Genomic DNA, 10330 nt, shown 5'->3' on the forward strand with positions numbered 1-10330 from the left:
AGGACCGGCGGCCGAGGTCGTCGCACTGGCGTCCGGGCTCGGCCTCACCATCGCCACGGCGGAGTCGCTGACGGCCGGGATGGTCGCCGCGTCCCTCGCCGCCGTCCCCGGTGCGTCGGCCGTCCTGCAGGGTGGCATAGTCGCCTATCAGGTCTCGGTCAAGCAGAACCTCCTGGGCGTGGAGGGCGAGCTCCTCGCCACCGCGGGGGCCGTCGATCCACGCGTCGCGGCGGCGATGGCCGACGGCGTCCGGGTGGCCCTCGCCGCGGACATCGGCATCTCCACCACCGGTGTCGCGGGCCCCGCACCGCACGAGGGGAAGCCCGTGGGCACCGTGTTCACGGCGATCTCCACGCCCACCGGCACCGAGGCGTTCGGTCATTCCTTCTCCGGGGACCGCGCGAGCATCAGGAGTGCCTCCTGCGACGCGGTGCTCCGCGAGCTCCTCGAAGAACTGTCCAGGGGAACAAACGGGGGTCGGGGGTAGTTATAAACACTGCCGGCCGTTGATAGGGTTGGCGACTCAGGCTCAAGCAGATCGGGCAGGTCATCATCACGCGGCATCCGCGATTCCGGCGGTGCCGCATTCATGAGGGAGCAAGCGATACAGATGGTAAAGCAGCCCGTATCCGTAAACGGCGTCGTCCGTTGGCGCGATGTGGGGTTGGCAGAGGATGCACAACGCAAGCCCAAGGAGCGCAAGATGGTAGTTCTCCGCCATGAAATCGGCGACGTCCTCCGTGACGTCCGCCAGCGCCAGGGCCGCACCCTGCGCGAGGTGTCGCACAGTGCGAGGGTCTCCCTCGGATACCTCAGCGAGGTCGAGCGTGGACAGAAGGAAGCATCCTCCGAACTCCTCTCATCAATATGCAGTGCACTCGAGGTGCCGCTCTCCTCGATGCTGCGGGAAGTCAGCGACCGCCTGGCAGAAGCAGAAGGCGTCTCGATCCCGGACACCATCCCCCAGGAGTTCTCCCGGGAGTTCGGCGAGGACCTGTCCGACGAACTGAACGACGATTTCCGTCGGGGACTCGCGGCGACGAACCGTTAGGACCCCCACGACAAGGAAGGCCCGTCCCTGCAGGGACGGGCCTTCCTGCCGTCTGCTACCAGTTGTCCTTGGTGTACGTGTTGTTCAGCTGTGCGATCAGGGTCCCGAGCCGGGTGAGGTCCTCGACGTCCCAGTCCTCCATCAGCTGGTGGAATGCCTGCTTGCGAGCGGTCTGGGCCGCGACGAGCTGGCTCGTCCCCGCGTCCGTCAGCGAGATCGCCTGGGCCCGCCCATCGAGGGGGTCGGCTTCCTTCTGGACCAGTCCGAGCTGTTCCAGCATGGCGATCTGGCGGCTGACGGAGGGCTTGCCCACCCCGACGCTCGCTGCGATGTCCGTGAGGCGCATGGAGCCTTCGCGCTGGAGGATCACCAGCAGTCCGTACGCCGCGGGCTCCATGTCGGGGTGCACGCGGCGGGCGACCTTGTAGGAATTCGACCGCGCGCGGCGCCACAGCATGCTGAGCTGTTGTTCGAGGGCCTCGATGGCCGCGTCGGTGTCGGCATCTTCCCCGGGGTAGGCTGCAAGGCCCGGGCCGGGATCGGTGGTGCTCGGCTTCGCGTTCATGGGCCCATTGTAGGGTTCCGCCGTGGCGGAGACACCTCCACAGGACGGTCCGTACTGCACGGGTACACGAGAGCGAGGCACTGCAGATGCGATTGAGTGATTTCTGGCGGTTGATGGACGACGAGTTCGGCGAGCGGTATTCGAGGACCCTCGCCCGGGAGCTGGTGGTCGACCGGCTGGGCGACAGGACCGCCGCGGAGGCACTGGGCGCCGGGGTGGATTCCAAAGTGGTCTGGGAGGCCGTGTGCCGGGCGCAGGACGTACCGCGCGAGCGGTGGCTGGGGCGCGACATCAAGCCGCGATGACCCTCGGAGGCCGGAGGGACAACACGCTCGCGGTCCCGCAGATAATCGAATATCTGTTCGGACCGGACTATGATGGTGGAGGAGGCGGCGCGCTCCTGTGCACATAGCGGCGGCCCACCTCAAACTGTCGGCGCAGGCCAATACAGTCGAGAAGAACACGTACACAGGCCAGTTGGCCATGAACAACCGAGGTGAAGAATGGCCGCTCCAGACCGCGAGAAAGCCCTAGAAGCTGCTCTCGCCCAGATCGACAAGCAGTACGGCAAGGGTTCCATCATGCGTCTCGGTGACGAGACCAGGGCGCCCATCGAGACCATCTCCACGAGTTCCATCGCGCTGGATGCAGCACTCGGCATCGGCGGCCTCCCGCGTGGTCGGGTCGTCGAGATCTATGGTCCCGAATCCTCCGGCAAGACCACCGTGGCGCTGCACGCCGTTGCCAGCGCACAGCGCAACGGCGGCATCGCGGCATTCATCGATGCCGAGCACGCGCTGGATCCCGAGTACGCCAAGAAGCTCGGCGTGGACACCGACGCCCTGCTCGTGTCGCAGCCGGACACCGGTGAGCAGGCCCTCGAGATCATGGACATGCTGGTGGGCTCCGGCTCCATCGACATCGTCGTGATCGACTCCGTCGCCGCACTCGTGCCGCGCGCCGAGATCGAGGGTGAGATGGGCGACAGCCACGTCGGCCTGCAGGCCCGTCTGATGAGCCAGGCGCTCCGGAAGATCACGGGCCGCCTGAGCCAGACCAAGACCACGGCGATCTTCATCAACCAGCTGCGCGAGAAGATCGGTGTCTTCTTCGGAAGCCCGGAGACCACCACGGGTGGAAAGGCGCTGAAGTTCTACGCGTCGGTCCGCATCGACGTGCGTCGTATCGAGACGCTGAAGGAAGGCGTCAACCCGGTGGGTAACCGGACGCGCGCCAAGATCGTCAAGAACAAGATGGCCCCGCCCTTCAAGCAGGCGGAGTTCGACATCCTGTACGGCCACGGCATCTCCCGTGAGGGCGGTCTGATCGACGTCGGCGTGGAGAACGGACTGGTCAAGAAGTCCGGTGCCTGGTTCACGTACGACGGAGACCAGTTGGGGCAGGGCAAGGAGAACGCCCGGAAGTTCCTCATCGACAATCCTGATCTGGCGGACGAGCTGGAGCAGAAGATCAGGGTCAAGCTCGGAATCGGAGTGCAGCCGGAGGAGCCCGATGCTCCGAAGCTGAAGGCCGTCAGCGGCGAGTAGGCACGTGTCCTCGGAGGAAGGATCCGAGCCGGTCGGATGGGGTGCCTCGTTCGACCGGTTCGGTTCTGACAGCTCCGTCGATGCTGTCGACGGCGACGCGCTCCCGCGACGGTCGCCGTCCAGGGGACAGGGCCTGACCCGGACCACGTCGTCCTCGTTCGGCGCGCGGGCGGCAGGCGGAGCCGGACGGGGCGCGCCCCGGTCAGGGGTCCGCGGAAGAACGTCCCCCCGATCCTCCGCCGATGATCCGTTCGGTCCTGTGGTCGGGTCCTCCGCCGACGGCGATCCTCCCGCGGACGGTTCCGCTGATCGCGCCGGACGAAGCCAGGGTCGCTCCCGTCGGAGGAACACGGCGCGCGGGTCGGGCGCCGCTGCCGCCCCCGTCCCGGACACCCGGGGCGAGGGTGGATCCCCGCCGCCCAGGACCGACGAGGAGTGGACGTCGCAGGCTCGCTCGATCCTGCTGCGCCAGCTCGCACTCGGACCGCGGAGCCGGCACCAGCTCCTGCAGAAGCTCGCCGAACGCGAGGTGCCGCCCGCGATCGCCACCGCACTCCTCGACCGCTTCGAGGAGGTGCAGCTGATCGACGACGCCGAGTTCGCGCGGATGTGGGTGCGGACCCGTACCGCGGCCAAGGCGTTGTCCCGCTACTCGCTCCGGCGCGAACTCGCGGACAAGGGCATCGAGCCCGACCTGGCGGAGGAAGCGCTGCAGCAGGTCACCGACGAGGACGAGCACCTGCAGGCCCGGGACGTCGTCCGCCGCAAGCTCCGCAGTAGCGCCGACCTCTCGGACCGTGCCGTGCGGGACAAGGAGGTACGCCGTCTCGTCGGTGTCCTCGCGCGCAAGGGATACAACCCCGGTGCCGCGTTCTCCATCGTCAAGGAGGTCCTGGCGGACACCGGCACGCCGGACTGAGCCCGCGCGGACGATTGTCGGGGCCCCCGCGGGCAGCCGTACGCTTAAGGGCGTGAGCATGACACTTCCCGTCCCCCTCGGCGACACCGATCCCCAGTCCGGCGACCAGCCGGACTGCCCCGCGGCCGACCCGCGCACCTACGAGGTGCGCACCTTCGGTTGCCAGATGAACGTGCACGACTCGGAGCGTATCTCGGGACTCCTCGAGGACGCCGGGCTCGCCCGGGTCGAGGGTGGGCAGGCGGACGTCGTCGTCTTCAACACCTGCGCCGTCCGTGAGAACGCGGACAACAAGCTGTACGGCAACCTGGGCATCCTGAAGGCCGTCAAGGAATTCCGCCCCGGGATGCAGATCGCCGTCGGCGGGTGTCTCGCCCAGAAGGACAGGGACATCATCCTGAAGAAGGCCCCTTGGGTCGACGCCGTGTTCGGGACCCACAACATCGGCGCCCTGCCGGCCCTGCTGAAGCGCGCACGGCATAACCAGGACGCGCAGCTGGAGATCCTCGAGTCGCTCGACGTCTTCCCGTCCACCCTGCCCACCCGGCGGGAATCGGTCTACGCCGGCTGGGTGTCCATCTCGGTCGGGTGCAACAACACCTGCACCTTCTGCATCGTCCCCTCGCTGCGCGGCAAGGAACGTGACCGCCGACCCGGTGAGATCCTCGCCGAGATCGAGGCCCTCGTCGCCGACGGCGCCGTCGAGGTCACGCTGCTCGGCCAGAACGTCAATTCGTACGGCGTCGAGTTCGGGGATCGAGGCGCCTTCGCCAAGCTGCTCCGCGCCTGCGGCTCCATCGAGGGCCTCGAGCGCGTCCGCTTCACGAGTCCCCATCCGGCGGCGTTCACCGACGACGTGATCGACGCCATGGCCGAGACGCCCAACGTGATGCCGCAACTGCACATGCCCCTGCAGTCCGGGTCCGACCGCATCCTGAAGGCCATGCGCCGTTCCTACCGCTCCACCCGCTTCCTGGGCATCCTCGACCGCGTGCGCGAGCGCATGCCGCAGGCGGCCATCTCCACGGACATCATCGTCGGATTCCCCGGCGAGACGGAGGAGGACTTCCAGGCCACCCTAGATGTCGTCGAGCAGTCGCGCTTCGCCACCGCCTTCACCTTCCAGTACTCGAAGCGCCCGGGGACCCCCGCTGCGGACCTGCCGGAGCAGCTTCCCAAGGCGGTGGTGCAGGAGCGCTTCGAGCGGCTCACCGCCCTCCAGGACCGTATCGCGCGCGAGGAGAACGCACGCCAGGTCGGCACGCTCGTCGAGGTGCTCGTCACCGACCAGCAGGGGCGCAAGGGCGGCGAGACCCACCGGCTCACCGGTCGGGCGCGCGACCAGCGCCTCGTCCACTTCTCGGTCCCCGAGGGCGCCGCCGCGCCACGGCCGGGCGACTTCGTCACGCTGCCCGTCACCGAGGCGGCGTCGTTCCACCTGCTGTCCGACCCGACGTCCGATCAGTACTCGCTCCGGCGTTCTCGCGCCGGCGATGCATGGGACAGGAGCCAGGCCGACTCCTGTGGCGTGCCCGCCGGACCGGACGGCGCCCCCCGGTCCGTCTCCCTCGGCATGCCGTCCCTGCCCGTGCGGGGGAGCGGCCGTTGACCGTTCCGGTCGTCGCCGTCGTCGGTCCCACCGGCTCGGGCAAGTCCGACCTCGCCGTCGACCTGGCGCACCGGCTCGACGGCGAGGTCGTCAACGCGGACGCCCTGCAGTTCTACCGGGGCATGGACATCGGCACCGCGAAGCTGCCCCTGCCGGACCGGAGGGGCATCGAGCACCACCTGCTGGACGTCCTCGACGTGACCGAGGAAGCCAGCGTGGCCGCGTACCAGGAGGAGGTCCGGCGCGTCATCGCGGACATCCGCAGCCGGGGCCGCGTCCCCATCCTGGTGGGCGGTTCCGGACTGTACCTCCGCGCGGCCCTCGACCGGCTGGAGTTCCCGCCCACCGACGCGGCCGTGCGCACCCGGCTCGAGGCGGTGCTGGCGGCCGGGGGCAGTGCGGCCTTCCGGGAGCGACTGCGCGCGGTCGATCCCGCATCCGCGGAACGGATCGACGACGACCGTCGGCTCATCCGGGCCCTCGAGGTGTTCGAGGTCAGTGGACGGCCCTTCAGCGCCTTCATGCCGCGGCGCGAGTACCACCAGCCCGCCGTGCAGATCGGGCTGGCGGTGGACCGCGCGATCCTGCGCGAGCGGCTCGCCGACCGCGTGCACGCCATGGTGCGGGCCGGCCTCGCGGACGAGGTGGAACGCCTTGCCGCCTCCGGGCTGCGGGAGGGGCGGACGGCGTCGCGGGCGCTCGGCTACGGGCAGTTCCTGCGCGTCCTCGACGGGTCGATGACGGAGGCGGACGCCGTCGAGGACACCATCGCGGCCACGCGCCGCTTCGCCCGGCGGCAGCTGACCTGGTTCCGCGGTGACCCGCGGGTGTCCTGGCTGGACCGGCAGGAGCCCGGACTCCTCGAGCGGGCCGTCGGGATCGTCCGTGCACCGGGGGACATATCCTAGGACGGTGACCGGATTCCCCGCTGATGCCCCTGCCCCCGCTGCCCGGCCTACGTCTGGCCTGTCCTTCACCAAGGGACACGGCACGGGCAACGACTTCGTCCTGACGCTCGATCCCGAGGGCACCGGACCTGCCGATCCGGCGTTCGTCGCGGGCCTCTGCGACCGGCACCGGGGCATCGGTGCCGACGGGTACATCCGCGCCGTGCGATCGGCAGTGCTCCCGGAGGGACGCGCCCTCCTGCAGACGGAGCCCGACGCCGAATGGTTCATGGACTACCGCAACGGCGACGGCTCCCTGTCGGAGATGTGCGGCAACGGCGTGCGTGTCTTCGCGCACTTCCTCCTCGCCAAGGGTGTCGCCGACCTGCCCGACGGCGGCGAACTCGCCATCGCGACCCGCGCGGGCGTCAAGCGCGTGACACGGTCGGGGGACGGCTACGCGGTCGACATGGGGCCGTGGGAGTTCATCTTCCCGGACGCGGCCGTCGCGCGCGGCATGGACTCCCTCGTCGACATCGGCGGGCTCGACGTCGAACGCCCGGCGCTGTCCATCAGCATGGGCAACCCGCACACCGTCGTCGCACTCGCCGACCGGGCCGACCTCGAGCGCACCGAGCTGTACCACGCCCCGGCCGTGCAGCCCCTACCACCGGCCGGGACGAACGTGGAGCTCGTGGTCCCCGCGGATCCGCTGGTCGGTGAGGACGGCGTCGGGCGACTCACCATGCGCGTGCACGAGCGCGGCGTGGGGGAGACGCAGTCGTGCGGCACCGGCGCGTGCGCAGCGGCGGCCGCCACCCGGTACTGGGCCGGCGAAGGTGCCCCGGCCCGGTGGCTCGTGGCCGTTCCGGGCGGGGTGGTGGGGGTGACGTTCTTCGACGGGCCCGAGGGCCGCGAGCACGTCCAGCTCAGCGGACCGGCCGAACTCGTCGCCGACGGCATGCTGCTGCCCGCCGGCTGAGGGCGGGAGCGGCGGAAGGGCCGGGAGTCGTCAGGCGGGCCGGTGGACCTCGAGGATGCGGAACGACTTCGAGGTCTCGGCGCGGCGGACGGTGAAACCCTCGGGCAACTCGTCGCCGAGCCAGCGCTGCAGCGAGTCCGCACCGAGGTTCTTCTGCACCACGAGCCATGCCCGCCCGCCCGGGGCCAGGCGTGGCAGCCAGCGCAGGAGCAGGGCATGCAGTTCCTGCTTGCCGATCCGGATGGGTGGATTGGACCAGATGGTGTCGAAACGCAGGTCGGCGTCGACGTCGTCCGGCGTCGTCGCCACCACATTGGAGAGCCCCAACCGTTCGGCGTTCTCGGCCGTCAGCGCGACGCAGCGCTCGTTCACGTCCACCGCATGCACCGTCGCCGCAGGAGCCTTCAGGGCCATGGTGAGGGCGATCGGACCCCAGCCGCTGCCGATGTCCAGCAGGTGCTGTCCCTCGGGCTCGGGGACGGTGTCGAGGAGGATCGCCGTCCCCTTGTCCACGCCGTCGGGGCTGAACAGGCCCGACGACGTCACCAGGTCGCGGCGGGCGCCGGCGAGGACGACGGACAGGGGGCGGCGGACGTCCGGTCCGGCCGGTTGCGCGCTGAAATAGTGCTGTGACTCCATGCAGGAAAGCCTAGTGCCCCGGTCCGCGGCACCCTCCGGGCAGTTTTCGCGCTGGGAGAATTCGTTGGAAGGCGTCCCTCCGGCGGCCGTAGAATTGGACGACATCCACCTAGGGAGACCATGACCGAGAATCACGGACATTCCACCGGAGCCAACATGGGCCGGGAGGAGATCCAAGCCGTCATCGACCGGATCCTCGCCAGCGACGAAGCTGCCACGGCGAAGGCGACGAACGGACCGCAGAAGACGGGCGACACCGCACCGCCCGTGGAGAAGACCTGGCGGTCGCGCGCGCTCGCGCTGTCGAAGGACGAAGTGCCCTCCGACGCGGACGGGGACCAGGAGGACCTGGCCGAGCGCCGCGCGCTCCGCCGTGTCGCGGGACTGTCCACCGAACTCGAGGACGTCACCGAGGTCGAGTACCGGCAGCTGAGGCTGGAGCGGGTCGTGCTCGCCGGTCTGTGGAGCGAGGGAACGGCGCAGGATGCCGAGAACTCGCTGCAGGAACTCGCCGCCCTCGCGGAGACCGCAGGGTCCGAGGTGCTCGACGGGATCGTGCAGCGCCGGCTCAAGCCGGACCCCGGCACGTTCCTCGGGTCGGGCAAGGCCCAGGAGCTGAAGGACATCGTGCAGGCGACCGGTGCCGACACCGTGATCGTCGACAGCGAACTGTCGCCGTCGCAGCGCCGTGGGCTCGAGGACATCGTGAAGGTCAAGGTCATCGACCGGACCGCGCTGATCCTGGACATCTTCGCGCAGCATGCCAAGTCCCGCGAGGGCAAGGCCCAGGTGGAACTCGCCCAACTCGAATACCTGCTGCCGCGCCTGCGTGGCTGGGGCGAGTCGATGTCCCGCCAGGCGGGCGGCCAGGTCGGCAGCGCGAGCGCCGGCATGGGCTCCCGCGGACCCGGTGAGACGAAGATCGAACTCGACCGCCGGAAGATCCGCACGCGCATGGCCAAGCTGCGCCGGGAGATCGCGGAGATGAAGCCCGCGCGCGAGACCAAACGGTCCAACCGCCGTCGCAACCAGGTCCCCTCCGTCGCGATCGCCGGGTACACCAACGCCGGGAAGTCGTCGCTGCTGAACCGGCTGACCGACGCCGGCGTGCTCGTCGAGAATGCGCTGTTCGCGACGCTGGATCCCACGATCCGCAGGGCGGAGACGCCGGACGGCATCGGTTACACGCTGGCCGACACGGTCGGTTTCGTCCGGTCGCTCCCCACGCAGCTGATCGAGGCGTTCCGGTCGACCCTCGAGGAGGTCGCCGACGCCGACCTGATCCTGCACGTCGTCGACGCCTCGCATCCGGATCCGGAAGGCCAGATCGCCGCCGTCCGCGCGGTGCTGACCGAGGTCGACGCCCGCAAGGTGCCCGAGATCATCGTCCTCAACAAGGCCGACGCGGCCGACCCCTTCGTCATCGAACGGCTGCGGCAGCGCGAGCAGCGCTCGGTCGTCGTCTCGGCCCGGACGGGCGCCGGGCTCACCGAGCTCCGTCAGCTGATCAGCACGAACATCCCGCGTCCGGGCGTCAAGCTCGACCTGCTGGTGCCCTACGCGCACGGCGAGGTCGTCAGCCGCCTCCATGAGGAGGACGTCGAGATCCTCGGGATGGAGCACGCCGACGAGGGCACGCGCCTCGAGGTGATGGTCCGGGAGGGCCTGGCAGCCGAGCTGGAGCCGTACGTCCGGCATGAGTGAGAGCGTGCGGTCCGGTGCTGCGGTCGCGGCGCCGGACGCAGCGCACCACTCCGCCGAGGCCCGGCAGGCCCTGGAACTGCTCGACGCCGCCGTCGCGGCGATGGGCGGTGAGATGCGCGCCGGCCAGCACGAGATGGTGCGGCAGGTGAGCGAGGCCATCCGCTCCGGCGACCACCTCCTCGTGCAGGCCGGCACCGGGACGGGCAAGTCCCTGGCCTACCTCGTGCCGCTTCTCGCGCATGCCCTGGAGAGCGACCGTCCGTCGGTCGTCTCGACGGCGACGCTCGCGCTGCAGGCGCAGATCGTGGGGCGGGACCTCCCGCGCCTGTTGGACGCGGTGCGGCCCGCGCTCGCACGCCCGGTCGACGTCGCGCTCCTCAAGGGCCGCTCGAACTACGTCTGCCTGCACAAGACCGGCGGGGGATTT

At 69.8% G+C, this 10330-nt stretch carries 12 protein-coding genes; 10 read left to right on the plus strand and 2 right to left on the minus strand.

All coding sequences use genetic code 11. From position 1 onward, the window contains the following. Positions 1-487 (plus strand): CinA family protein (locus tag CVO76_RS04210; RefSeq protein WP_432206130.1); only part of this gene is annotated, 487 nt, incomplete at its 5' end. Between the two features lie 123 nt (positions 488-610). Further along, positions 611-1051, plus strand: coding sequence for a helix-turn-helix domain-containing protein (locus CVO76_RS04215; RefSeq protein WP_133082223.1), 441 nt, complete (start codon positions 611-613; stop codon positions 1049-1051). Between the two features lie 55 nt (positions 1052-1106). Here CVO76_RS04215 and CVO76_RS04220 read toward each other — a convergent pair whose 3' ends face one another. Continuing rightward, positions 1107-1616, minus strand: coding sequence for a MarR family winged helix-turn-helix transcriptional regulator (locus tag CVO76_RS04220; protein WP_244186183.1), 510 nt, complete (start codon positions 1614-1616; stop codon positions 1107-1109). A gap of 86 nt (positions 1617-1702) precedes the next feature. On the opposite strand from CVO76_RS04220, the gene CVO76_RS04225 reads away from it, so the two are divergent. From CVO76_RS04225 to dapF, 6 genes are all read left to right on the plus strand, one after another. Beyond that, the gene (locus CVO76_RS04225; RefSeq protein WP_208740815.1) at positions 1703-1921 is read left to right on the plus strand and encodes a DUF3046 domain-containing protein; all 219 of its coding nucleotides are present in this window, start codon (positions 1703-1705) and stop codon (positions 1919-1921) included. A gap of 198 nt (positions 1922-2119) precedes the next feature. Then, the gene (recA, locus tag CVO76_RS04230; protein ID WP_133082225.1) at positions 2120-3163 is read left to right on the plus strand and encodes a recombinase RecA; all 1044 of its coding nucleotides are present in this window, start codon (positions 2120-2122) and stop codon (positions 3161-3163) included. A 259-nt stretch (positions 3164-3422) separates the two neighbouring features. Continuing rightward, positions 3423-4082, plus strand: coding sequence for a regulatory protein RecX (locus CVO76_RS04235; protein WP_244186184.1), 660 nt, complete (start codon positions 3423-3425; stop codon positions 4080-4082). 58 nt (positions 4083-4140) lie between these two features. Next, positions 4141-5691 (plus strand): tRNA (N6-isopentenyl adenosine(37)-C2)-methylthiotransferase MiaB, encoded by a 1551-nt coding sequence (gene miaB, locus CVO76_RS04240; RefSeq protein WP_208740816.1) that lies wholly within the window; start codon positions 4141-4143, stop codon positions 5689-5691. After that, positions 5688-6599 (plus strand): tRNA (adenosine(37)-N6)-dimethylallyltransferase MiaA, encoded by a 912-nt coding sequence (gene miaA / locus CVO76_RS04245; RefSeq protein WP_244186185.1) that lies wholly within the window; start codon positions 5688-5690, stop codon positions 6597-6599. The genes miaB and miaA overlap by 4 nt, the downstream gene beginning before the upstream one ends. Positions 6600-6603: 4 nt before the next feature. Further along, positions 6604-7560, plus strand: a complete 957-nt coding sequence (gene dapF, locus CVO76_RS04250; RefSeq protein ID WP_208740820.1) for a diaminopimelate epimerase — start codon at positions 6604-6606, stop codon at positions 7558-7560. 30 nt (positions 7561-7590) lie between these two features. On the opposite strand, the gene CVO76_RS04255 is transcribed toward dapF, so the two are convergent. Continuing rightward, positions 7591-8199 (minus strand): class I SAM-dependent methyltransferase, encoded by a 609-nt coding sequence (locus CVO76_RS04255; protein WP_208740823.1) that lies wholly within the window; start codon positions 8197-8199, stop codon positions 7591-7593. Between the two features lie 120 nt (positions 8200-8319). Here CVO76_RS04255 and hflX point away from each other — a divergent pair, with 120 nt between their 5' ends. Both hflX and CVO76_RS04265 read left to right on the plus strand, forming a co-directional pair. Then, positions 8320-9903, plus strand: coding sequence for a GTPase HflX (gene hflX / locus CVO76_RS04260; RefSeq protein ID WP_208740825.1), 1584 nt, complete (start codon positions 8320-8322; stop codon positions 9901-9903). Continuing rightward, the coding region (locus CVO76_RS04265; RefSeq protein ID WP_279628593.1) for a DEAD/DEAH box helicase at positions 9896-10330 on the plus strand (435 nt) is incomplete at its 3' end. The genes hflX and CVO76_RS04265, both read left to right, overlap by 8 nt.

Source organism: Arthrobacter agilis, from assembly GCF_002953615.1.
GTDB lineage: Bacteria > Actinomycetota > Actinomycetes > Actinomycetales > Micrococcaceae > Arthrobacter_D > Arthrobacter_D agilis_B.